At 66.3% G+C, this 23,082-nt stretch carries 24 protein-coding genes and 2 pseudogenes; 12 read left to right on the forward strand and 14 right to left on the reverse strand.

The genetic code is table 11. The features are described 5' to 3' along the window. Positions 1-4: 4 nt before the first annotated feature. From ACOQPH_RS13665 to ACOQPH_RS13680, 4 genes and pseudogenes are all read left to right on the forward strand, one after another. On the forward strand, positions 5-1,747 hold the full coding sequence (locus ACOQPH_RS13665) for a gamma-glutamyltransferase family protein (protein WP_420621925.1): 1,743 nt from the start codon (positions 5-7) through the stop codon (positions 1,745-1,747). Then, entirely contained in the window at positions 1,744-2,439 is a 696-nt protein-coding gene (locus ACOQPH_RS13670; RefSeq protein WP_420621926.1) for an N-formylglutamate amidohydrolase, read from the forward strand. The genes ACOQPH_RS13665 and ACOQPH_RS13670 overlap by 4 nt, the downstream gene beginning before the upstream one ends. A 187-nt stretch (positions 2,440-2,626) precedes the next feature. Continuing rightward, positions 2,627-2,890: a hypothetical protein gene (locus ACOQPH_RS13675; protein WP_420621927.1), complete on the forward strand. Its 264-nt coding sequence runs from the start codon at positions 2,627-2,629 to the stop codon at positions 2,888-2,890. Continuing rightward, positions 2,818-3,006: pseudogene (locus tag ACOQPH_RS13680) on the forward strand (glycine/betaine ABC transporter ATP-binding protein); the annotation flags it as partial. The gene ACOQPH_RS13675 and the pseudogene ACOQPH_RS13680, both read left to right, overlap by 73 nt. A gap of 376 nt (positions 3,007-3,382) precedes the next feature. Here the strand turns inward: ACOQPH_RS13680 and ACOQPH_RS13685 are convergent. The 8 genes and pseudogenes from ACOQPH_RS13685 to ACOQPH_RS13720 form a co-directional block, all read right to left on the reverse strand. Next, positions 3,383-3,478, reverse strand: coding sequence for a hypothetical protein (locus ACOQPH_RS13685; RefSeq protein WP_420621928.1), 96 nt, complete (start codon positions 3,476-3,478; stop codon positions 3,383-3,385). Next, positions 3,478-4,224, reverse strand: a complete 747-nt coding sequence (locus ACOQPH_RS13690) for a xanthine dehydrogenase family protein molybdopterin-binding subunit (RefSeq protein WP_420624353.1) — start codon at positions 4,222-4,224, stop codon at positions 3,478-3,480. The genes ACOQPH_RS13685 and ACOQPH_RS13690 overlap by 1 nt, the downstream gene beginning before the upstream one ends. Next, positions 4,224-4,502, reverse strand: a complete 279-nt coding sequence (locus ACOQPH_RS13695) for an amidase family protein (RefSeq protein ID WP_420624354.1) — start codon at positions 4,500-4,502, stop codon at positions 4,224-4,226. The genes ACOQPH_RS13690 and ACOQPH_RS13695 overlap by 1 nt, the downstream gene beginning before the upstream one ends. Positions 4,503-4,644: 142 nt before the next feature. Further along, positions 4,645-5,130 (reverse strand): annotated as a pseudogene (locus ACOQPH_RS13700) (amidase family protein); the annotation flags it as partial. Between the two features lie 9 nt (positions 5,131-5,139). Further along, positions 5,140-5,901 carry an SDR family NAD(P)-dependent oxidoreductase gene (locus ACOQPH_RS13705; RefSeq protein WP_420621929.1) on the reverse strand — a complete coding sequence of 254 codons (762 nt, stop codon included), beginning with the start codon at positions 5,899-5,901 and terminating at the stop codon, positions 5,140-5,142. Next, entirely contained in the window at positions 5,901-6,914 is a 1,014-nt protein-coding gene (locus tag ACOQPH_RS13710; protein WP_420621930.1) for an LLM class flavin-dependent oxidoreductase, read from the reverse strand. The genes ACOQPH_RS13705 and ACOQPH_RS13710 overlap by 1 nt, the downstream gene beginning before the upstream one ends. Then, the gene (locus tag ACOQPH_RS13715; RefSeq protein WP_420621931.1) at positions 6,911-7,705 is read right to left on the reverse strand and encodes an alpha/beta fold hydrolase; all 795 of its coding nucleotides are present in this window, start codon (positions 7,703-7,705) and stop codon (positions 6,911-6,913) included. The genes ACOQPH_RS13710 and ACOQPH_RS13715 overlap by 4 nt, the downstream gene beginning before the upstream one ends. After that, positions 7,702-9,324 (reverse strand): AMP-binding protein, encoded by a 1,623-nt coding sequence (locus ACOQPH_RS13720; RefSeq protein WP_420621932.1) that lies wholly within the window; start codon positions 9,322-9,324, stop codon positions 7,702-7,704. Before ACOQPH_RS13720 ends, ACOQPH_RS13715 begins: the two co-directional genes overlap by 4 nt. A gap of 222 nt (positions 9,325-9,546) precedes the next feature. Between ACOQPH_RS13720 and ACOQPH_RS13725 the strand changes: the two genes are divergently transcribed. The 5 genes from ACOQPH_RS13725 to ACOQPH_RS13745 all read left to right on the forward strand — a co-directional run bounded on the left by ACOQPH_RS13725 (position 9,547) and on the right by ACOQPH_RS13745 (position 12,636). Continuing rightward, entirely contained in the window at positions 9,547-10,206 is a 660-nt protein-coding gene (locus ACOQPH_RS13725; protein ID WP_420621933.1) for a TetR/AcrR family transcriptional regulator, read from the forward strand. A 261-nt stretch (positions 10,207-10,467) separates the two neighbouring features. After that, on the forward strand, positions 10,468-10,593 hold the full coding sequence (locus ACOQPH_RS13730; RefSeq protein WP_420621934.1) for a hypothetical protein: 126 nt from the start codon (positions 10,468-10,470) through the stop codon (positions 10,591-10,593). A gap of 325 nt (positions 10,594-10,918) precedes the next feature. Further along, the gene (locus ACOQPH_RS13735; RefSeq protein ID WP_420621935.1) at positions 10,919-11,221 is read left to right on the forward strand and encodes a transposase; all 303 of its coding nucleotides are present in this window, start codon (positions 10,919-10,921) and stop codon (positions 11,219-11,221) included. Positions 11,222-11,287: 66 nt separating this feature from the next. Further along, positions 11,288-11,587 (forward strand): helix-turn-helix domain-containing protein, encoded by a 300-nt coding sequence (locus tag ACOQPH_RS13740; protein ID WP_420621172.1) that lies wholly within the window; start codon positions 11,288-11,290, stop codon positions 11,585-11,587. Continuing rightward, positions 11,584-12,636, forward strand: a complete 1,053-nt coding sequence (locus ACOQPH_RS13745) for an integrase core domain-containing protein (RefSeq protein WP_420621936.1) — start codon at positions 11,584-11,586, stop codon at positions 12,634-12,636. Before ACOQPH_RS13740 ends, ACOQPH_RS13745 begins: the two co-directional genes overlap by 4 nt. 15 nt (positions 12,637-12,651) lie before the next feature. Here ACOQPH_RS13745 and ACOQPH_RS13750 read toward each other — a convergent pair whose 3' ends face one another. After that, positions 12,652-13,410: a hypothetical protein gene (locus ACOQPH_RS13750; RefSeq protein WP_420621937.1), complete on the reverse strand. Its 759-nt coding sequence runs from the start codon at positions 13,408-13,410 to the stop codon at positions 12,652-12,654. Positions 13,411-13,710: 300 nt separating this feature from the next. On the opposite strand from ACOQPH_RS13750, the gene ACOQPH_RS13755 reads away from it, so the two are divergent. Continuing rightward, on the forward strand, positions 13,711-14,844 hold the full coding sequence (locus ACOQPH_RS13755) for an ISL3 family transposase (protein WP_420621938.1): 1,134 nt from the start codon (positions 13,711-13,713) through the stop codon (positions 14,842-14,844). Positions 14,845-14,892: 48 nt separating this feature from the next. Here the strand turns inward: ACOQPH_RS13755 and ACOQPH_RS13760 are convergent, their stop codons facing one another. Continuing rightward, positions 14,893-16,179, reverse strand: a complete 1,287-nt coding sequence (locus ACOQPH_RS13760) for an IS256 family transposase (protein ID WP_420621901.1) — start codon at positions 16,177-16,179, stop codon at positions 14,893-14,895. Between the two features lie 157 nt (positions 16,180-16,336). Here ACOQPH_RS13760 and ACOQPH_RS13765 point away from each other — a divergent pair, with 157 nt between their 5' ends. Then, entirely contained in the window at positions 16,337-17,992 is a 1,656-nt protein-coding gene (locus tag ACOQPH_RS13765) for a nuclear transport factor 2 family protein (RefSeq protein ID WP_420621939.1), read from the forward strand. Positions 17,993-18,138: 146 nt separating this feature from the next. Here ACOQPH_RS13765 and ACOQPH_RS13770 read toward each other — a convergent pair whose 3' ends face one another. The 3 genes from ACOQPH_RS13770 to ACOQPH_RS13780 all read right to left on the reverse strand — a co-directional run bounded on the left by ACOQPH_RS13770 (position 18,139) and on the right by ACOQPH_RS13780 (position 20,294). Continuing rightward, positions 18,139-18,675 carry a GNAT family N-acetyltransferase gene (locus ACOQPH_RS13770; protein WP_420621940.1) on the reverse strand — a complete coding sequence of 179 codons (537 nt, stop codon included), beginning with the start codon at positions 18,673-18,675 and terminating at the stop codon, positions 18,139-18,141. A 360-nt stretch (positions 18,676-19,035) separates the two neighbouring features. After that, the gene (locus ACOQPH_RS13775) at positions 19,036-19,260 is read right to left on the reverse strand and encodes a hypothetical protein (protein ID WP_420621941.1); all 225 of its coding nucleotides are present in this window, start codon (positions 19,258-19,260) and stop codon (positions 19,036-19,038) included. 482 nt (positions 19,261-19,742) lie between these two features. Continuing rightward, the gene (locus ACOQPH_RS13780) at positions 19,743-20,294 is read right to left on the reverse strand and encodes a Panacea domain-containing protein (protein WP_420621942.1); all 552 of its coding nucleotides are present in this window, start codon (positions 20,292-20,294) and stop codon (positions 19,743-19,745) included. A gap of 249 nt (positions 20,295-20,543) precedes the next feature. On the opposite strand from ACOQPH_RS13780, the gene ACOQPH_RS13785 reads away from it, so the two are divergent. After that, positions 20,544-21,380, forward strand: coding sequence for a PP2C family protein-serine/threonine phosphatase (locus tag ACOQPH_RS13785; protein ID WP_420621943.1), 837 nt, complete (start codon positions 20,544-20,546; stop codon positions 21,378-21,380). A 220-nt stretch (positions 21,381-21,600) separates the two neighbouring features. Here the strand turns inward: ACOQPH_RS13785 and ACOQPH_RS13790 are convergent, their stop codons facing one another. Continuing rightward, on the reverse strand, positions 21,601-22,260 hold the full coding sequence (locus tag ACOQPH_RS13790; protein ID WP_420621944.1) for a Panacea domain-containing protein: 660 nt from the start codon (positions 22,258-22,260) through the stop codon (positions 21,601-21,603). Positions 22,261-23,082 lie beyond the last annotated feature (822 nt).

Genomic DNA, 23,082 nt, shown 5'->3' on the forward strand with positions numbered 1-23,082 from the left:
CCGCATGATCGAACGCGAGCCACAATCCATCCCGGCGGTTGCCGAGCCGCCGGCCGCGAGACCGCGCAGGCGGCGCGCTGGGTCGGTCGATACCTCACTGCTCGAACTGTCCGACACGCGCATTCACGAGCCGCAGCGCATTGCCGCATCCGAGCACGGGATGGTGAGCACCGCTCACTACTCGGCGACAGCGGCGGGCGTGCAGATGCTCGAACGCGGCGGCAACGCCATCGACGCGGCCGTGGCGGCGGCGCTTGCGCTTGGGGTGTGCGAGCCCGCAGCGTCGGGACTCGGCGGCCAGACCATGATGGTCATCCACGACGCCGCTAGTGGCCGCACGGTCGCTCTGGATGGCTCCTCGAGGGCGCCGAATCGGGCACTCGTCGAGCGGTTCGCAAACCTCACCGCCGACCGCAGACGGGGCCATCTCGCCACCACCGTGCCGAGCTCGCCTGCCGTGTATGCCCATGCGCTGGCGCACTACGGCAAACTCGACTGGTCGACGGTCTGCGAGCCGGCGATCGTGCTGGCCGAAGAAGGCTACGAGGTCAGCCTCCTGCAGTACCGCCTCACCCGGCGTGAACGCAGGCGCCTGGCGGCTCATTCAGGCAGTCAGTTCTTCCTCCAGGACGGGCGGCGGGCGTACCGCGCCGGCACGATCATCACCCAGCCGGTGCTGGCTCGCACGCTGCGCCGTCTGTGCGAGCAGGGCTTCGAGGATTTCTACCTCGGCGAGACTGCTCGCCTCATCGGTGAGGACATGGAGGCCAACGGCGGAATCGTGCTCGCCGACGATCTGGCCCAGATACCCCATCCCATCGAACGGCGGCCGCTGTCGGTTCGCTTCGGGCGTGACCGGGTGCTCACGATGCCGCTGCCGGGCGCCGGACGCACGCTCGTGGAGATGCTCAACATCCACCAGAGCCTCCCGCGCGAACTCCAGGACATCGACACGCCTGAGGGCGCTGTCTGCCTGGCCGAGACGATCCGGCTGGCACTCATCGATCGCAAGGATCGCCCGTTCGACCCGAATCTGTACTCCCCGGCCTCGGACAAGCAGATGCTCAACCGGGAGTACGCCCGGGGTCTCGCCAGCGGGGTGGCGCAGCGCTTCGGGCACGGCGAGACCACGCACCTTTCGGTCATGGATGCGCACGGCAACGTCGTGGCGCTCACCCAGTCGATCGAGAACGTCTACGGCTCCTGCGCCGCATCTTCGGAGCTCGGGTTTCTCTACAACAACTACATGAGTGCCTTCCAGACCACCGATGTCTCGCACCCGTACTACCTGCGCCCGAACGCCGTGCCGTGGGCCAGCGTGGCTCCGACGATCGTGTTCCGGTCCTCCGAGCCGTGGCTGGCGATCGGCTCGCCCGGCAGCGAGCGCATTCCGCCCACGATCCTGCAAGTGCTGCTTCGCCTGCGGAACTCTTCGCCGATGGCGGCGGTGGACGCGCCCCGCATCCACTGCTCGCTGCAAGGCGAGGTTTCGGTGGAGGCGTCACGGATTGCCACCGATGTGCTGGTCGCGCTGGAGGATGCCGGTCTTGTGCTGAATCGCCGGGAGCCCTATTCGTTCTATCTCGGCTGCGCGCAGCTGGTGATGAGAGACGGCGGGCGGCTCATCGGCGTGGCCGATCCGCGGCGCGACGGCGCCGCGGCTGGTCCCGTATCTGTGCCTGCGCCTGCCTCGATGCCCGATACCGGGTCCGGCCCCGCTCCCGCACCCTCGCCTGAGCCCGCATGAGCAAGCTGCCGCTGGTCATCTCGGTGCCGCACGCCGGCTTGCGGGTTCCCGCCGAGGTCACCGACGTGTGCTCGCTGTCGGCCCAGGAAATCGACGACGACGGCGACGGCGGCGGCGCTGAGATCTACTCGATCCAAGCCGAAGTCGAAGCCTTCGTCACCACCGACGTGGCCCGCGCCATCGTCGACATGAACCGGGCGCCGGACGACCGCCGGCCCGACGGCGTCGTCAAGATCCACACCTGCTGGAACGTGCCCGTCTACCGCCGGCCGCTGCGTGAATCCGAAGTCGAGGGCCTCTTGGGCGCCTACCACAGCCCCTATCACGACCAGCTCAGCGAGCTGGGGCGGAGCGGCCGGTGGCCCCTGGGTGTCGACTGCCACACGATGGCCGCGAGCGGGCCGCCCGTCGGACCCGACCACGGCCAGGCGCGGCCGTGGATCTGTCTGAGCAACGGCGACGGAACCTGCCCGCGGGAGTGGATCGAGGGCATGCGGGCGTGCTTCGCCGAACTCCTCGACGGGCCGGTGAACGTCAACGATCCCTTTCGAGGCGGTTACATCACCCGCTCACACGGCACCGAGATGCCGTGGATGCAGCTCGAGATGTCCAGAGCGCCGTTCATGACGAACGACGGCAAGCGCCAAATGGTCCTGACCGCGTTCGGCAACTGGGTCAACTCACATCTGTAGGCGCGGAAGGCCACTGCTCGACGTGTCTTGCGTGTCGGTCGAGTCCGGTATGGAAGACGTGCATTCGCATTCGCACCGACTTGGAAGTGCTTGGTCCAAAAAAAAGTGACATCATGTTTGTGTATGGTCGGTCACTCTGTCCGTGGGCACAGATCAGTCCACGTCTCCTCCGAAATGCGGGTGACGCATGTCGACCAAGGTCAAGATCGAGAATGTCGTCAAGATCTTTGGTGACGAGCCGGACGGCGAAGCGCTGACGGTGCTGCTGGCCGGCTACTCGAAGGATGTGGTTCGAGAGAGCACTGGCCATGTGGTGGGTGTGAGCAACGCCAACATCGACATCTCCGAGGGCGAGATACTCGCCGTGACAGCACCGGGATGGTCTTCCAGCACTTCGCCCTGTTCCCCCACCAGGACATTCGCTCCAACGTCGCCTTCGGGCTCAAGGTGAAGGGCGTCGATGTCGACGGTCGGAACGCTGCGGCCGAGCGGGCCCTGGCCCTCGTCGGGCTCAGCGGCTATGAGTCCAGCTATCCCCGCCAGCTCAGCGGAGGCATGCAACAGCGGGTGGGGCTGGTCCGAGCACTCGCCACCGATCCCGACATCCTGCTCATGGACGAGGCGTTCAGTGCCCTGGATCCGCTCATCCGCCGCCAGATGCAGGACGAGCTGATGGCGATCCAGGACCAGCTCCACAAGACGATCCTGTTCATCACGCACGACCTCAACGAGGCGCTGCGCGTGGGCTCCCGGGTGTGCATCATGAAGGACGGCGCAATCCATCAGATCGGCACGCCCGAAGACATCCTCATGCGCCCGGAAACCGACTACGTGGGCGAGTTCGTCCAGGATGTCGACCAATGCCGCGTGCTGGCGGTCGAGACGGTGCGTGAGGACGCCGCGGCGGTAGCGGAGGACGCCTCAGTCGCCGAAGTACTGAGCGCTATCGATCGTCTCGGTGTTGAAGCAGCATCCTGCGCCGCAGCTCCACCCGGTCGGTCCCGGTCAGCCGGGCGACCCGGTCGATGATGCGTTCCATCACGAAGGTGCTCTCGGGAACCCCGAAGCCGCGGCCAGTGCCTGAGCGATCGTGGTCCGCGCGATGTGAGGGCTCTGCGTGGAGGACCAGACCGTGAGCATGCCGTCGGCTGCGTCCGCCACCACGCCCCTCGTCTCCATCGGCAGCCCCGACTGGCGCTGGCTGATGTAGGTATCGGTGAAGGTGTGGTTCGCCTCGTCGAATGCCCGGTCCACCTCGGGCCTGTGGACGGCCTGATCCACCGAACAGTTGTCGCTCCAGTGGTCGTACAGCTTCGGCGCGCCCGGCGCAAGGGCCTGGTCGAGGTTTGCCACGGTCGGCAGTGGCTCGAACTCGGTTCCGGCGGCCACCAGGGCGGTCGCGTCCTCTGCGATGTAGCGATCGGTAGCCACCACCGCGGCGTACGGGGCGCCGACGTAGCGCACCCTGTCGGAAGCGAGCGGCCGTTGCCCCACCGGGCCGATGTATCCGATGTAGTCAGGGAAGGCGTTCACGTCGGCGAGGTCCTGCGCGGTGAACACCGCTATCACGCCGTCGAGAGCCAGTGCGTCTGAGGTGTCGATCGAGGCGATCCAGGCGTGGGCCTCGGTGCTGCGGACGAAGGCGACTTCTGCCATCCCGGCGATCTTCAGATCGGCCACGTACCGGCTCCGACCCGTGAGCGGGCCGTGGTCCTCGCGCCTGCGCACCGAACGCCCGACGTGACGAGTGCTCTGGCGAATGCGGGGATGAGTCTCGAGGGTCATCAGATGGACGACATCGCTGGCAAGGAGGACAAGCGGGGCGCCAGGCGGGCGAAGGGACGCACGTCGAGTGCGCTCTCGAGTTGCTCGGCGAGAGACAGCAGCTCGTTGTCGCTCCCGTACCGTCCGACGAGCTGAATCGCGGCCGGCAATCCGTCGACGAAACCGGCGGGCAGCACCACTGCAGGATGTCCGGAGACGTTGAAGGGCACCGCGAACGGGAAGGCCCCCCACAGCCGGGAAACCGGCTCTCCGGCGATGGCCGTCGGGCGGCGTCCCAGCTCGAAGGCGGTGGTGGCCGCGACGCTCGCCCTCCTCGGCCAGCACGAGCGGACCGAATATCTCCTTCCAGCCCCCGAAGTCCAGTTCGGTGGGGCTCACCTCGTGGCCGCAGGCTGCGAGCCGTGTCACCGCGGCTGCCACCACGTCGCCGACGTCGGCGTCGATCGGGCGTCCCTCGGGCTTGGGACACCAAGCGATGCGGCGCCGGCCCCCGCCGGCCGGGGTGTCGTTGGTCCCGGTGCCGTCGGCGGACAGCACCGAGTGCAGGCGTCGGGCGTCGGCGACGCATCGAGCGAGCGGCCCGGCGGATATGAACGGGCTTAACGCACGGAACCCTCCGTCGTCGTCGATGGTCCCGTAGGTGGGCTTGAAGCCCACGAGGCCGCAGAACGACGCGGGGATGCGAATCGAGCCTCCGCCATCGGACCCGAGGCCCCCGGTGCAGGTGCCTGAGGCCACCGAGACCGCCGCACCGCCGCTGGATCCGCCGGCGGTTCGACGAGGGTCGAAGGGATTGGCAGTGTCGGGTTGACCTGGGCAATGCGCGCCTGAGCAAGCTCGGAGACCTCTACCGGCGACAGCGAGCCGCTGCGGTAGGCGTCGACAAGCCGCTGCACCGGCCACCACAGGGGTTCTTCATCCACGAGCCGACACGCCTCCAGAGACGGTGAACACCTCGCCGGTCACATAGGTCGCCTCATCCGACGCCAGGAACGAGACCATGCTCGCGACATCGTCGGGCTGCCCGATGCGGCCCAGGAACGCCTTGTCTGACAGGTAGCTGTCGAAGAACTCCTGCGGGTAGATCTTGCGCAAGAAATCGTTGTAGATCAGGCCCGGAGCCACCGCATTGACCCGCACCCCGTGGACTCCGTTCTCGGCGGCAGCCACCCGGGTGAGCGCCCCTACGCCGGCCTTGGCCGCGGAATAGGCGGCGCCGTGCTCGGTTGACATCTCCCAGGCCGCTATCGACGAGATGTTGATGATCGAGCCGCCGCCTGCGGCGATCATCGCGGCGAGCGCGTAGCGCATGCACACGAACGTGCCGGTCAGATCGACGTCGAGGCAGCGCTGCCAGGTCTCCAGAGACATCTCGGCCACTGGCTCGATCTTCGACCAGCCCGCGTTGTTGACCAGCACATCAAGCCCACCCTTGTCGGCCGCTACTTCTGAGATGACGGCCTGCACCTGGGTGTGGTCGGTCACGTCGAGGTGATAGGCGCTCACCTCGCGCCCCACCTCGTCGGCCAGGACACCGGCGAACTCGTGGCAGCGGCGCTCATGGGCATCGGTCACCACGACGTCCAACCCGTCGTGAGCGAGCCGTCTCGCCACCGCCGCTCCGATGCCGGCGCCGGCGGCCGCGGTCACCAGTGCGACCCGCGGGTCGTTCCCCATCAGCTTCCTCCCTCTGTTTCGACGGCACCGATCACGGTGTCTGCCAGCTGGGCCAGGCGCTGGGTGCGCCCGCCCGACAGCAGCGCGAACGTGATCCGGTCGATGTCGAGCTGCCACAGTTGACGGAGCCGGTCGACGCACGTGTCGAGGTCGCCCACCAGCGCCACCGACTTGACGAACTCATCGGACACCGTGTGCTTGTGCCCCGCCTGCAGCGAGAGGTGGTCGACGAGGCCGTACGCGCCCGCGGCGCGCGCGAACTCGGGACGGAACCTCTCCCACGCGGGCGGCATCCGCTCCCATGGATGGAAGGTGGCCGCCTGGCTGGTGGCCCATGCCCTGACGTCGTCAATGGCACTCGCCTCGTCGTCGTTGATTGACATGGTGACGAACAGGTCGACGGTCAGCTGACCGCGGTCGCGTCCGGCGGCCTCCAGCCCCTGGTGGATGTAGTCGAGCTGCCAAGAGCAGAACTCGGGGTCCGCAGCGCCCATGAGCACGGCTCCGTCGCACGTCTCGCCAGCGAGCCGCAACATGGCGGGTTGCGAGACGGCGAGGTAGACGGGAATCTGGCGTTTCGCAGTGGCCAAGCGGACCTCGTTGCCGTCGAGATCGCACGGCTCTCCGCTGAAGAGTCGGCGGAAATCATCGATCCCCGAGCGCAGATCGCCCAGCCTGGACGGCGTGCCTCCGGCGCCGAGCACGGCTGACCAGCCTGCGCCGAGGCCGAGCACAGCGCGGCCGTCGGAGAGTTCGTCCAGCGCAGCGGTGGCATTGGCGGTCACTGTGGGGTGGCGGGTCACGAGGTTGGTGACACCCGCCCCGATGAGCACGTTCTCGGTTGACAGCGCGGCCAGGTTCATCGCCGCGTACACGTCCTTCATGCCGAGCTGGAAGTCGATGTACCACAGCGCCTCGAAACCTCTTTCGTCGATGGCGCGGGCCAGTTCGGCCGTGCGGCTCAAGGGCTCGCGGGGGCTGACACCCAGGGAGATGCCGTAGCGGTGCCTCATGGGAGTCCCCTCTCACCCAAGAGCTGGGCGAGCAGCTTGCCGTAGGAGTCGGGCTGGTCGACGGAGAGAAGATGACCGGCGCCGGCCACCTCGTGATACCGGCAGTCGTCGACGCTCTCGACGATGATGTCGGACGCCCGGCGCGGGCAGAAGACATCGCCCGATGCCCCGATGACATCGACGGGGATCTCTATCTGCGCCAGCAGCGGGTTCAGCGGCTCGGAGCGGATCCCGACCATCGCTCGGGCCGCGTTGATGTAGCCGTGGCCGTAACCGACGGCGTCTCTCCGCCGGGAGGTCACAGCGTCAATGTCGGCCTCGGTGACGATCTGGCGGGCCGTGTCGTCGCGCAGGCCAGCGGCGAAGCCGTCCGCGTCGTGAGCTTCGAGCTGGGCGATGCGGCCCTCGAAGAAGTCGGCTGCGGCCCCGCCGACCACCGACGACGTGGCCACCACGATCAGGTGACCGATCAGGGTTGGGCTAGCGCTCGCAGCCTTGAGCCCGATGGTCCCGCCCAGCGAATAGCCGACCACGGCGGCAGGACCGGTCTCGGCGCTCAGGAACGCCGCCAGGTCGTCGCTCAGCTGCGACAGGGTGCCAGCGCCCTGCCCGGGAGTTGTTCGACCGTGTCCCCGAAGATCGACTGCGTAGACGGTGAACTCGCCGAGATGGGCCGCGACGGCGTCCCAGGAACGATGATCCTCGGCCAGCCCATGCAAGAGCACTACCGGCGGCCCCGAGCCTTGCCGCCGGTAGTTGACCACGATGTCGTCCAGCTCGACGGTGCTCATCGGCCTGCGTCCCCATCCCAGCCTGCGCTGCCGTCGCCCGCTGCGGCAGTCACGGCGGAGGCGCTGACGAGTTCATCACGAAGCTGCTGTTTGCGTATCTTGCCTGCAGCCGTTCGTGGCAATTGATCGACCTGCATCAGCCGTTCGGGCCAGTCCCGCCGTGGCAGGCCCTGCTCAGCGCAGAACGCGACGACATCGTCGAGATCGAGAGGAACGCCAGCCTGCACGACCGCGCAGATGCGCTCGCCGAGACGCTCGTCGGGCCACCCGATCACGGCCACGCCGACCACGTCGGGATGGGCGGCGATCGCATTCTCGGTCTCAACGGGAGAGATGTTTACGGCCCCGCGGATGATCAGGTCCTTGTGTCGCCCAGTAATGGACACGTAGTCGTCGGAATCGATACGGGCGAGGTCGCCGGTGCGGAAGAACCCGTCGCCGATGATGAGCTCAACGTACAGCTCGGGTTGGCCGTAGTAGCCGTTGAACACGCCCGGCCCGCGCATGACGAGCTCGCCAGCCCCCGAAGCCTGCAGCCCCATGTCGGCGTCAAGGGTTCGCAGCTCCAGTCCGGGCAAACCCATCCCGACCGTGTTCTCGACCTGCGTTTCGGTCGAGCCGGTCACACACGTGGTGAGGCCGCCTTCGGTCATGCCCCACAGGGGTGTCACGAACGTATTCGGCAGCTCGGTTCGGCAGCGACGGATGAGGGCCGGCGGTACTTGGGCTCCACCGCACAGGAAGCTCCGCAACGATGCCAGCTTGGGCTCGCAGCCAGACCACCGGGCATTGACGAGGTCCAACAGGAACGGGGTCGCAGCCGCAGTGAAATCAGCGCGGTGGCGGGCCACCAGTTCCAGGGCGGTGAGAGGATCCCATTCGTCTTGGAGAATGAGCGGTGCACCCAACAGCAGCGACAGGCGGGCGCCGTGAATGGCGCCGACGCTGTGGCCGAGCGGTGACGGCATGAACACGGGCGTGTGATGGTCGAGTCCGAAACGCTCGGCGAACTGCACGTTGAGAGCGGCCAGCGAGTCCTCGCTGTGACTGACTGCCTTCGGGGGCCCGGTCGTACTAGACGTGAACATCAGGTGTGCGGTGGTGTCGGGCACGTCGACGGTCCCCGCTGGGGGGACCACCGGGCCATGCACCGCCAGCCGGGTTCCGTCTGCCACAGCCACAGCGAGCTGGGTGGAGACCCGGGCGGCGGCTCGCCGGATCACCTCATCCGGCGACGCCCGCCGGTTCCGGCCTGCGCAGATAACCATGGCCGGCTGAATCAGACCGAAGATGTGGCGCAGGTGGGCCTCGGGCGTGGAGACCGGGGGCGTGGCCGGAACGTGGCCCGCCCTCAAGGTGGCCAGGAACATGACGACCCAAGCCGTGCAATTGGGCAGATGGATCACGACCACCCGCCTGCTGGCGCCGACGACCGAACGGATCTCGTCGGCGGCCTCGCCGGCCGCGTGCCACAGCTCGGACCGGGACAGGGTGCTGCCCCCACTCACCAGGGCGAGCTCGTCCGGCCCCTCGGTGACGTGCGACTCGAAGCGGTCGACTAGCCGGCGGCCGGTCCACCATCCAGCGAGCCGGTAGCGCTCTGCGACGTCATCGACCACTGCTCTTCACCATTCCCGATATGGCTCACTCGGCGCAGTACTGCAGATTCGCCAAACTATCACAAGACCGACATCGCTTTTGTTTACTTTAGGCGGGTACGGGGAGGTAGGATCGAAAATTGCGGGCATTCAGGCCCGAGACGACCCGCGAAGTGGCCAGCAACACAGGGATTAGTCAGGTGCCTCACACCGAGCAGATGCCTTCCGACGACGCGAGCGCCCATGGCCATTGAGCCGACGACGCCCAAGGGTCAACGGACACGACAGACCATCCTCGACGCAGCATCGAAGGTTTTCACCAGAGACGGCTACGTCGATGCCCGCATGAGCGATGTCGCAGATCAGGCCGGGCTCTCCCTTGGCGGCCTGTACAGGTACTTCGAGAACAAGGAGGACCTCTTCAGAAGCGTTATCCGGGACATTCACGAGGAGCTCTTCCGGCAGAGCAGGTCCTCGACGCCCATCGCCGAGAACCCCGAGGTCGCTCTGTTCGAAGCAAACCTCGGATACCTGCAGCACTACCACGCCAACAGCGGCGTGATGCGGGCCTTCATCGAGGCGACGACGGTGGAGGGGCGCTTCACCACGATCTGGTGGACCATGCGCGAGCGCCACGTCGCCCGGTTCGTTCATGCGGTGGAGAACGACGACCGCGTCCAGCTCGACGGGTTCGATCCAGCCACGGTCGCCCGGGCCATGGCCTCCCTGGTCGAACAGACCGCTTACACAACGTTCGCCCACGCCGCGCTCAACACGATGCCGGTGGACGTGGAGACGGTCGCGCGCATCGTGACCAGGGCCTGGTACCGCAGCTTCTACGGCGACTCCGCCGCGTACGGTGGGGGCAGAAAACTGGGCGAAACTCGGCTACTCAAACGATGAACCCCAAGCCTGTGGGTGCCCATAATTCGGTCGTGGGCACTGACCAGGGGTTACGCGCTCCATCCTGGGACCAGGAATCGGTACGAGATTCGGGACACGAGGACTCAGCATCGGCCCCATCGCGGCAGGTCAACGACCACGGCAGAGTTTCCGGCACCCACAACGCCCACTAGCCGAGTTGACAACCTTGTTGGCCGTTACATCTAGATGATTGGTTCCGCGGGATCAGTGATCGCAGGGGGTGAGTGAGCGTGCGGGTCGGTGGTGGTTGGTCTGGTCGTGCCGGATGGCTGCGGTGAGGGCCAGTACCCGTGCGGCGACGCCGGCGCGGATGCATACGTGATGGCGTTCACAACGCACGCCGCCGCAACATGGCCTGACGAATAGTCCGTCCGGTTGGGCACTATCCGATGTAGTCCCCAAACCGAGCAACCGTCGGCTGCGTCGCGCCAAAGCATCGCCGGGTCCTTGCATCCGCCCTTTCGTCCCATGACCGGAACGTTGGATTGCCGGCGACGACGGAGAGTCACATCAACTGCTCAGGACATTGCCTTGAGTGTGCCCGCGACTAGACGGTCCACGACACTCGCCCTTAACGCTCGCCAGCGTTCAACGCCACACGGGCCACTTCGTCGCGGACTCCTAGGAGGGTGGTCGGAAAGTCTGGGTGTGGGTCCTCGTGTTGGGGGTTGTGATCGCGGATGATGGTGGGGTGCGCGGTTCGGCTGATGGTCAGGGTTCGATTTTTGATGTCGGGGTGATGGTGGGCGATCTGCTCGACTCTGAGGGGTTCTTGGTGTCGTTGGGGCAGGCTCGGGGGGAGCTGTTCTGCGACGCGGATTTTGATGCGTTGTATGCGTCGGGCCGGGGCCGGCCGTCGCATCCGCCGTCGGTGGTGGCGGCGTTGTTGTTGTTGCAGTTGTTCTATGGCGTGTCCGATCGTGAGGCTGAGCGGCGTTCTGTGGTGCGTCTGACTTCGCGCGACGGGATCCTGGTTCTTTCAGACTGCATCTGAGATGGTTGCTGGCCTTGATTGTGGAGGCCGTCAACGATGACATCGACACCGCGGAAGCCGAAGCGGATGCTGACAGCAGAGCAGAAGTACGACTTGTGGCTGGGGATGCTGACGGGGCAGATCTCCCAGGCCGACGCGGCAGCCGAGGCTGGGGTGGATCGGTCGGTGATCACCCGGCTGCGAGCGGTTGCCCGCGATGGAGCGATCGCGGCGCTGGGGGCGTCGAGGCCGGGCCGGCCGCGTCAGTCTCGCCAGGAGGCGTCGGAGGCCGCGGCGTTGGGGGCCGAGGTCGACCGGCTCCAGGCGACGGTGGTCGAGCAGGCCGTCGAGTTGGCGGTGCTGCGGGGAAAATCGCGCCCGGGATGAGCGGTCCGGTTCCCGCCCGTGTCGATGGGACCGCCAAGGCGGCGTTGCTGTCCTTGATCGACGATGCGGTCGATGCCGGCTGGACGCTGAACCGGGCGTGCGCGGTGGTCGAGCTGGACCGGGGTCGGGCGTGGCGGTGGCAGCAGCGCCGAGCCGGGGGCGGGCTCGATGACGCCCGCCCGGGCGGGAACCCGATCCACGGGCTCTTGGAGTGGGAGGAGGCTGAGATCTTGGCGTTGTTCGACGAGTGGGGCGACGTGGACCGGTCGCATCGCAAGCTCGCTCACCGCGGCTCCTACGAGCAACGGGTGTGGGCGTCGCCGTCGACCGTCGATCGGGTGCTGGCCCGTCACGGCCTTGCCCTGCAAGGAGCTCCACGACCGGCACGGACCGTGAAGACGCCGTGGCCGCACTGGTGTGAGTGGCACCCGAACCAGCTGTGGTGCTGGGACGGCTCCCAGTTCGAACGCTGCGTCGCCGCCAAGCACGCGTACGCGATTGTCGACCTCGTGTCCCGCAAGCGGATCTCGACCCGCCTCACCGCCAACCCGGACTCGGTCGCCGCCCGGGTCCTGTTCAGCCGCGGGCTCGACAACGAGGGACTGCTCACCGACGAGCTCCGAGCCCGCCTCACCGACCCCGACACCGCGCTCCCCGACGGCGACCGGGCGCCGTTGCTGCTGGCGGTCTCGGACAACGGGACCGAGATGCACGCCAACGAGACCCGCCGGTTCATGGCGCTGTGCTCGATCGCCCAACACTTCGGTCGCCCGTCGACCCCGACCGACCAGGCGTGGATCGAGTCGCTGTGGGGCCACGTCAAACGCGAGCACCCACACCTGACCACGATCACCGACCCGGCCGTGCTCGCCGCCGAACTCGAACGCGTCCGGGTCCACCACAACAGCGTCCGGCTGCACGAAGCGATCGGCTACGTCACCCCCAACGACGAACACGACGGCCGCGGCGACACCATCCGCGCAGCCCGCACCGACGGCATGCGAATCGCCGACGAACAACGCCGAGCCTGGCACCGGAGCCAGCGATGAACCCGCCGACTACCCTCACCAACCACAACCCGCCAGCGACCATCGGATACGGCCTGAATCCCAACTCGATCCGTCGCGAAGAGTCAGATACGCCTCACTTACACAGAACATCGGACACTCCCGGACGCGGCGTAGCGCGGACGCAGACACCCGCACCCGGCCCTCCCAGGAGCCCCGCTGCGCGAGCTCGCGGCGGCTGCGGTCCACAGGCCCCCGCTGCTCGACCACAGCGAGGACCCCGGCGATCTCTGAGGGCCTGAGCGCGTGCAGCGCCACACCGCCGGGCTCGCGGTCCTCGAGGCCGGCGGCATCGCGCGGCCGTCGCCGCCAGCGGTGCGCCCGGCCATCGCACACGCCCAGCGGTGCGAGCCGCCGACGCGCACCGCGTCGTCGACCAGCCCGACGATCAGCTCCTTGGCCTGCGCGGGGACCCTCGCCCCCACAGCACCGCTCAGGCCCAGCCGGCCTTCCCCCCAGCAGCGCCAACTCGACCGCCCGGGACTCCACGGCCTCGATCGACTGGGCGACCTCTCCTTGGGCCTGCCCCAGCTCCCAGCAGCGCTCGGTGGCCCGCCGCCCCGGCCCGGCCGCCAAAGCCGCCAACGCGGCGTCGTTGACCGCGCGGCGGATGCCGATGACCGCGAACACATCGACACAGTGCCCGCGGGCCGCCTCGGCCTGGGTTGTCTCCCGCGAGGTCACCTCCAAGAAGATCTCCCACATCGCCTCCGGCGACACCACACGCGGCCTCCGACGAACCCCGTTCCCGCTCACCGACAACTCCTCTCAAGATCGCCCCAGAACCTGCCAGAGCCAGATCAATTCACGACACCATCTCCGCGTCGAACACAGACACAGGACACCCTGTGGCTGTTGAATTTATGCGTGCGTTGGTGTTGATCGTCGGTCTGGGTGCTGGCGTGATGGTGAGCGAGGTCAGCGGCCGTCGGGGCGGCCCGCTGGTGATCGAGGCGGAGCTGACCGCTCGCCCGTGCTGTGGGGGCTGCGGGGGCGCGGTGTGGGCCCACGGCGGGAGCCCGGTGAGCCTGGGACCTGGCGGCGTTCGGTCGCCCGGTGCGGCTGGTGCGGGCAAAGCGCCGCTGGCGCTGTGCCACCGAGTCGTGCGCGGTGTGCGCGTTCACCGACCAGGAACCGCGGATCGCGCCGCCGCGGGCGCGGATGACTGCTCGGGCGGCTCGGCACGCGACCCGCCGAGCAGGTGCGGGCCGGGCGGTCAGCGAGATCGCAACCGAGTTGGGATGCAGCTGGCACACCGTGATGAGAGCAGCGCACCGCTGGGGCGCGGCGCTGCTCGAAGCCGATCCCGCACGCGTCGACGCGGTGACCGCTTTGGGCCTCGACGAGATCTTGGTGTTCCGCCGCGGCCGATACCGCCACAAGCACTGGGCCACCACCATCGCGGACGCCCGCCGCGGCAAGCTGCTCGACAGAGTCGCTGGTCGCAGCGCTGCGGGAGCGACCCGCTGGATCCCAGGGCGCACCCTGCGACGGCGACGGCGAGTGCGCTGGGCGGTCACGGACCTGTCGGGGCCCTGCCGCAAGGCGTTCAGCACGGCGCTGCGGAGCGCGACCCAGGTCGCGGACCCGTTCCACGTCGTCAAGCTCGCCGACGCAGCCGCCGACGACGTGCGCCGCCGCGTCCACAACGAGACTCCCGACGGGCGCGGCACCACCCACGATCCCCTCTATCGGACACGGCGGCTGCTGCTCGCCCCAGCGGAACGCGTCACCCAAGCAGGCCAAGCCAAGCTGCGCGGCCTGCTCGCCGCCGGGGACCCCCGCGGCGAGGCCCGCGACGCACGGCACGCCAAAGAGACCGCGCGGCTCACATACCGGACCCCCAACCACAAGTTCGCCACAGAAACGCTCGACGAACCCGCCCGCGACCTGCGCGACGAAGCGTTCAGCCCCGAGCCGGACAAGCTCGGCCCCACCCTGCGCACCTGGCGCACCCAGATCACCAACCGGCACCGCTCACACGTCACCAACGGACCCACCGAGACAGCCGACAACCTCGCGAAACCGATCAAGCGCGTCTCGTTCGGGATCGCCGACTTCGACCACCACCGGACCCCAGTCCTGCCCGACACCCTCACCCCACGCCAAAACGATGCTCCTATGTGTGTCAAGCCGCGATTTGGTCGAGGTGCTGCTGGTAGCGCTCGGCGAGCTGCCATCGTGCGCTAGCTCGAGGGCCTGTCAGGAATTTTGTGTAACCGGCCGTGATGGTTTTCATCAGATGTGGTCGGCGATCCGGTCGCCGTAGTGGACGGTCAGTGTGTTCAGGATGGTTTTCCAGCCGTTGGTCTTTCCGGTCAGGTTGGTTCGGTTCTTGCGTCTGGCGGTGGCGACAAGGTAGAGGACTTTCATTGCTGCTTGTTCGTTGGGGAAGTGCCCTCGATGGCGCACTGCCCGTCGGAAGCGGGCGTTGAGGCTCTCGACGGCGTTGGTCGTGTACACGACCCGGCGCAGCTCGGGCGGGAACTCCAGGAACGGGACGAATTCGTCCCAGGCCTGCCGCCATGAGCCGATCATGGCGGGGTAGGTGCCTTCCCAGTCGTCGGCGAAGGCCTCGAAGCGTGCCTCGGCGGCCTCGACGGTGGAAGACGTGTAGATCTCCCGCATGGCCTTGGTGATGGGCCCCCAGTGCTTGGTGGATGCATACCGCAGGCTGTTGCGGACCATGTGCACCACGCAGGTCTGCACCGTGGCGTCGGGCCAGGTCGCCCGGATCGAGGAGGGCAGTCCTTTGAGTCCGTCGCAGCACACGATCAGCGCGTCGGCCAGGCCCCGGTTGCGCAGCTCGGTGAGCATCGTGGCCCATTGCTTGGCGCCCTCGCCGCCGGTCGGGCCCAGCCACAGCCCCAGCACGTCGCGTTCGCCTTGAAGATCCACGCCGATGGCGACATAGACGGGCCGGTTGGCGACCTGGGCGTCGCGGACCTTGACCACGATCGCGTCGATCAACAGCACCGCATACACGGCGTCGAGGGGCCGGTTCTGCCACACCGCCATGTCGGCCACGATCTCGTCGGTGATCTTCGAGATCGTCTCCCGGCTCACCGAGGTGTCATAGATCTCGGCGAGATGCGCCTGGATCTCCCCGGTCGTGAGCCCCTTCGCATAGAGGCTGATCACATTCCCCGACAGGCCGTCGAGACGACGCTGGTGCTTGGGCACCGTCACCGGCTCGAAGGACCCCGCACGGTCCCGAGGCACCGCCAGATCAACCTCGCCGATCTCGGTTGTGACCCGCTTGGGCGTCGACCCATTACGAGAGTTCGGGGTCCCGCGGCCTTCCGGGGCGTGACGCTCATAGCCCAAATGCTCGGTCATCTCGACCTCGAGACCGGTCTGGAGCACCTGGCGCACCAACCCGGTCAACAAGCCGCCGTCGCCGGTCAGCTCCACGCCCTCCGCGCGTGCCTGGGCCACCAGATACTCGGCCCAGTCCTTCATCGCTGCATCGTCGGCAGCTTCGCTCGCCGGCACAGCCAGCACGTCATGATCAGTCACAGACATGATCCTTCCCAGCCCACAGCCCTCAGCTGCGGACCCTCAGATCACGCCCGATACACAAAATTCCTGACAGGCCCTAGCTCGACGCCGACTGTGAACCAAACCGGGTTTCACTCAGGCTGTGCTTGACATGTTGTTGTGGGTTCCTAAGAATGGTCGGGTGTCTGAGGAGGTGTGCCGGTCGGCTTTCGGGGCGGGTGACGATTGTCGTGAGTACAACGTCTATGTGGAGACCGCGGCGGTAGAGGCTGTGTGGCCTCCGGTTGATGGGTGGCCGGCTGGGGCTCAGGTCGGTCCGTTGGCGGTCAGCGTCGAGATTGCGTTGAAGATCTTGGCTGACAGCTTGGAGGAGGTGGGCGGTCGGGCATATGTGAATGATGCGTCCAAGGCTGAGGCGGTCAGCCGTTGCGTGTGCTCGCTGCTGGGCGTGCTCGGCGATCTGGGTGCCACCGCCGGCGGGTTGCCTGCCGGGTTGGAGGGGTCGGTGTCACAACAGTCGGCTTGGGGTGACGTGATGGGGTTGTTGGGGCGTGTCGCTAACGGGCCTCATTTGCGGTCTGGGCTGGTTGGGCAGTACGCGGTGGCGGTTGGTGCGTTGGGGTTCGATCTGGGCCTGGTGGCTGATGGGTCGTTGCCGGTGCTGGACTGGGACGGCTGGGTGCAGCCTCGTCGTGCTCATTCGCTGTATTCGCCGGATCGGCGTGACAGCTATGTCGAGGACCCGATTTTTGTTCGGGTTCATCAGGTGTGCGAAGGCGTGCTTGAGGCGATGCTGGTCGAGCTCGACAAGGTCGAGGCCGCTCTCTACGTCGCCGACTATCAGGCCGCTGAGGGTCATGTGCTGATGGCGGCTCGGTTCGCTGACCCGTTCACGCACGCCATGGGGCTGCTCGGCGAGATGAGCCAGCTCGACTATGCGCCGTTGCGGACCGCGTTGCGCGACGCGAGCGGAGCCCAGTCGGCCCGCGGCCAAGCACGCCGCCAGGTGGTGCGCGACCACTTCTGGCTGTTCGACCAGCAGCTGCGACACCGCGGCCTCGACAGTTTCACCGTGTTCGCCGACCCGGCTGCCCATGTCGATGAGTATCGGTTGTTGTCGGCGTTCAAGGTGCTGGGCCGCAGCGTCAACAACACGATGTCGACCCACGCCCACATGGTCTACAACGTGCTCGGATCAGCGGTGAACGGCACCCTGGGCGCTCGGGTGCTGTCGCTGGGACAGGTTGCTGCGTATCCGCTGCTGCGCGACATCACCAACGCGTTGGACAACCTGACGCTGTGGACGTCGCTGAGATACGCCCACCACTCAGGCATCGTCATCTTCGACCAGGAACGAACCCACAGCAACACTGACAAGTACGACATCGACTTGCCCGACACCGCATGCGACCGGCAGCTGATGAACACCGCCATTGGTGCCTATTTCGAGGCGATCGGCGATCACGACAAAGAGCGCTGGAAGCAGCTGTTCGCCGACCGGTTCCGGTTCGAGGACCCCAAGGGCACCAAGCCGTACGTGACAGAGGCAAACCTGGACGTGTTCTTCCGCAACTTCCGGCAGCTGTTCCCCGAAGTCAACTCAACGGCTCATGAAGTGACCGCCACCGACCACCGGTCGGCGACCGTCAGGTGGGCTATCGAGGCGGACACGTTTCTCGGCGCCGGGATCACCGCTGCATTTGCGGGCACTGAGACGTTCTATTTCGACACCGCCGGCAAGATCGTTGCCGCGTTCGCGGACTGGGATCCGGCCGCGCTCGCTGAGGACCTGATGGACCAGTACCGGGCGCAGCTGACCGCCGCCCGCGCAGCTTGACCATCTCGCCGTCGAACTCGCTGAACAGCGCGGACTGTGGAGCAACGTTCAGAGCCGATGAGCGATTGTCGTTTCCCCCAAGACGACGGCCACACCCCGCTGTCCGAGGAAGACCGCCAAGGCCTGCTGCGCGGCACTCGCAGTATTCAGTCGTGTCTCGATTGCAGCGAGTCGACTGAGAGCAGGAGGCTGAGAGCTTGACTGGAGTCTGTTGGCGTATCGTCCGCGACGACCGGACTAAAGCCTGCGTTCTGGTAGAGAGCTACCGCGGCAGCATTCGCAGGAAACACTTCGAGCGAGATGGATCTCAGCCCGAGATCTCGGGCCCATGTGAAGCCATCTGCAAGCAATTGCTCTCCATACCCCCTGCGACGAAATGCAGGGGCTACCCACATGCCCCAGATAACTGCCTGTGCCTCAATTGGATCCAAGCCAATGCCCATCATGGCCTCCGCACGACCATGAACATCGGCCACAAAAACCGCACCAGGTCGGCCTGCGAATGATGCAAGCCGGCTACTCCACGTTGCGTTGTCGAAGGAAGCCTCGCGTTCGTAGCTCGAATCGAAGGCAGCGCCGTCACAATCCAACGCCAGCGACCGAATGGATCGGTGTACGTCCACCTCCGACGCTTGCACTTCCCGCACGACCACGCCTCGCAACGTACCGAGCCGCATAGCCATCTCCCAAGTCGTTTCTGGCGACCTCCATCGGTAGCTCCGACAGCTCGGTCATGATGGCCAAGTCGCTATAGCCACAATCACCAGTGAAGGTGACCAGTACGCCAGGAAGGCCGACAATCGACGCTGACGATTTCAGTCATTCGCCAGCCCTGCGGGCGCCTGACCAGGGCTTGAGGGACTGTCAGGTCCAGTTCAGCCGCCTGACGGCCTGGCGCGTAGCGGCGGATCCGGCAGTCGTTCGCGGGGGAAATCCGACGGGCGCGCGTTGCCCTTCGGGATGTACCCGCTACGTCTCGCGGGCGGCCGAACTTTCCGCTTCCGGCCACGTTCGGGCGGTGCTTCCCCCGTTGTGGTCATGGATCATTCTCGCATTTCTCGGGATGGGATGAATTCGAAGTACGACACGCTCTCCTGCTCGACCAGCACGCCAGTGCCCGTGGGCAGCAAGTCACCAGCGTTGTCCCGCAGCGGCGCGCCGGTGTCCTGGTCCAAGAACACGCCGAACGAAATGAACATGTTGAACGACGCTCCATTGGTGCCCACGTACGACTGCGGCTCGTTGAACTCGTAGCGGTCCTTGTGCATGATCCAATGCTCTCGGGTCAGCAGCCCGCCGACCCATTCGGGCTCTTCGCGTTTTAGCGTGGAGTGAGGGTGTCGAGCAGGCTCCAGTCGGGCCGGCCGGCGTCGAGCAGGTCGGTGATGATCGGTCGTTCGGGCTCGCGGCGGATCGTGGCCGGAGTTTGTGGTTCAGTCGTTCGGGTCGTCCTCGATCATTCCCCAGTAGTCAGGATCGACCTCGTAGTCGGCGATCTCGACGACACCTGGCTCCACGAGCACCCCAGCAAAGACCAGAGCGCCAAAGACGGGGTCGACAATGTGGAGGGTGCGGATCTCCGAGTGGAAGTCGAAGAGCAGGTTTTCGAAGTCCCGAAATCCGATGAGTGCGGCAGCGAGCGGTCCGGACCAGAATTCCCACTCCGACGGCCGTCCGGCTCCGCTTCGCTCAGGGCCCTACGTTCTCGTGATCTTCTCGGCTGCGGCCTCGCCGACACGAACCTCGAACATCAACCGGCAGTCACAAACCCGTATCGCTCCGCCACCGACTTGGAGAGCCGCTCGCTGGTCGGGGTCGCAGCCTGCGGGAAGTCGAGAAACGCTGTCGAGAACGGGATCGTTTCGCCGATCTCGGTCAGTCGCCAGCCCGGCTCCTGATGAGACAGCTCGCTGACTTGAGTTCCGGTCATCCCCTCAAGCTGGTCGAGCACATCCTCGATGGTCTGCATCTCCTCGGCGGTGAACCAAGTCAGATCTGCTGCGCGCTTGGGCACCAACCGGTGCTGAGGGCGGCCGAGGAAGTCCTCCTCAATCAACTCGGCCGCACCGGAGTCGACCAGCCGCCGCCGGACCGGAAGGAGCTGATGCGGTGCGGGGCCATGCGGGAGCTTCAGGAATTGACAACCCGACACCACTCGATGATGTCGCCGCAAGTGCGTGAACTCGACGAAGAACAGCACCTTGTTGAGCTTCGTGGCGCCTCCAGCGCGGTCGCCCTGCAACCGAGACGAGACATGCAGCAGCAACTCGGCGAACTTGTCCTCGACGTAGGCGACATCCATGGATTCACCGTACGAGAAGGGTGTGACGAACCATAAGAGCATCGGCCTTGCCGGATGGTGGGGTGTTGGGACGTTGGCCAGTTTCGTATCCGCAACGTTCAGGCTGCTCGAGGCGCTCCCGCAACACCCAATCATCACCACTGGAGGTGTCGGTGCCGCGGGAGTTCGCGAGGCGGCTCGGCAAATGCGTTCGTGTGCTGTCACCTCTCCTCGGTACGGTCACAACAGCACTCGAAATGGGCACCGGACATGACCCCCGACCTGACCACCGACATCGCGACCCGCACCGAGATCGGTCCCCGCGATCGCCAGGAGGACCGCGCCCGCGCTGTCGTGAACCCTGACGGATCGTGGATGATCGCTGTCGCAGACGGACTCGGCGGGCATCCGTATGGGGACGAAGCCGCACAAGCGGCAGTCGACGCGCTGCCCGAGCGCATCGCCGATGTCGCCGAGATGACGGCCGCGTTCGATGCGGCGAATGCTGCGGCGTGGGCGCTGCGCCCAGAGATGCGCCCCCACAACGAGAGCGTGTCGTCGGCGATCGCGCTCACGACGCTGGTCGTCGCAGCATGGACACCCGAAGGAGGGTTGCTGCTGTCATGGATCGGGGACTCGATGGGATTCGTGGTTCCCCTCGGAGGCGGACCGGGTTGGCACAGCACCCCGCACAATGACCCGTTCGGGTTCATCAGCCGCTGCATCGGCATGTCCCGCGCCGACCAGGACCGCTTCGACCTGCCGTCCGGTGACGTGGATCATTTCGGTGACGATGTGCGCGGCGAGCGTGTGAATGGGTGGATCGAAGGCGGCGGCTTGCTGGTGGTGCTGGCCACCGACGGATTGTTCGGCCCGATCCTGGGCGCTCATGGCCGGGAGTGGTTCAGCGATGATCCCGACGACAACAGCCTCGGCTTCGCGCTGCCAGCAGATCGACGCGGCACCGCCGCGGACGTGGCAGACACGCTGATGGACATCGCAGGGTTCGCGGGACTCCAGGACAACATCACGATCGCGGTCGCACGCATCACACCCGAGATCTCTGCGGACGCTGGCGATTCGATAAACAGCAGAGGCTTGAGATAGCGCCGCGAGGCTCCTACGAGATGGACGAACGGCGATACCCGGTCAGCTTGAGTCATTTCAGGGCCAACGATGCAGCTTCACGGGGTTGAATGGGCCGAGGAATACCCTGCGTTCACGGAAGCAGGAGACACGATGGCCAAGAACGGCGACAATGGCGGTGGCCGGAACGGTGCCGCAAAAGGCCGCAGTCAGTTCCAGAATCCGAAGAACGGCAACTGGATCAAGCGCGACGCGTCTCGTCGAGCAGGAGCCGGTTCGCTCGTCCTCGGGCCGTCCTCAATGGGTCCAAGATCTTCTCGCTGCATCCGCGCGGCGCTGGCTCGTCATCATCGGTGTGGCTGTCGAGCATCCGCTGGAAGCGGCGCAGCGTCGCGGATGCGTCCGGGACGGTGGGTGTCTCGTCGAGGTCGAGGATGACGTTGCGTTCCCCGCCGTCTTGAGCCTCTTGCATGGGAGCGGTCTCGTAGGTCAGGTTCTTGAGCTGGGTGGGGCTGAGGTGCCCGTATTCCGCCAGGATCGCGTCGAGGTGCTCAACGAAGCGATCTGCGCGCTCGGCTTGCTCGAATGCGAGCGGTGGGGCAGTTAGACGAAATTCCGGGCTGCCGAACAGGTTCAGGGTTGGCTTGACGCTGATCTCGCCCGCCGACTTCAACGCTTCCTCCACGCGGTACAAGTCTTCGGTGAACGGGCCGTGTTTCTGCCACAGCCACACCACGCCTGAACCAGAGCGGCCGTCGTGCTCGATCGAGCGCAGGTCCGCCAGATAGAGGAGCTTCGCGACCTTCATACGCGTCATTCGCTGTTCACGAGCAGCCGCGAATCCCAGCAGTGTCTTCATGGCCGACGACGCACGCGCGACATCGGTGCTCAGACGGGCCACGAAGCTCAGCGTAATCGTCTCATGATGAGACGCCGCGACAGACGGATTCTCCGACATTTCGTTAGCTCCAGCCAATTCGGAGTGCGCTCGAGGTTGGGTCATGTCCCGCGGAGTCGAGACTCCTGCGTGCCGCAGCATCGGGCTCCGATGGCGTGCCGGGCTGCGTAACAGCCGTCCGAGGCTGTTGTCTTGTTGATGTCGGAATGGCCTGAACACGTTCGGGTCTCTCGGGTCGGGTGGGGTTCGGGGGGGCAGGAGACGCTGCGGGGTGAGGTCGCGAACGCTGCCACGGGGGTGTCACAACAAACCCGCGGAGCCGCAGACGTGCTGCGGTGTGCGGGGGTTGGCTGCCACGGCTGGGTGGATCGCTATTGCACGCCGACGTGAGGTGGACCGAATCGGCCCGGGATTGGGTGGGTGACGACATCAGTCGGATGAGTGGAGAAATACACTGAATTCACGGAGCCGGGAGGCACGATGGCCAAGAACAGCGCAAAGGGCAGTGGCCGGAACGGTTCTGCAAGAGGCCGCAGTCAGTTCCAGAATCCGAAAAACGGCAACTGGACCAAGCGCGACGCTTCCTCGGGTCGATTCATGGCGATGAAGAGAGCTGGCGGACCGTTCAAGGGCCTGCGACGCGAGCACTGAGCAGACGCGAAACAAGCCCCGGAGCTGGGCTCCCGGGGCTTGCTGGTTGGTGGGATGTTGGCCAATTTTGTTTCCGCAGGTCAGACGGGGTGGATTTTGGCCCTCGCCGCGGTCTCCACATTATTTTGGGCGAAACTCCACATTGGAAAAAGAGGACAGGCAGACCGCTCTAAG

Origin of the sequence: Candidatus Poriferisodalis sp. (genome assembly GCF_965221945.1) — a bacterium.
Lineage (GTDB): Bacteria > Actinomycetota > Acidimicrobiia > Acidimicrobiales > Poriferisodalaceae > Poriferisodalis.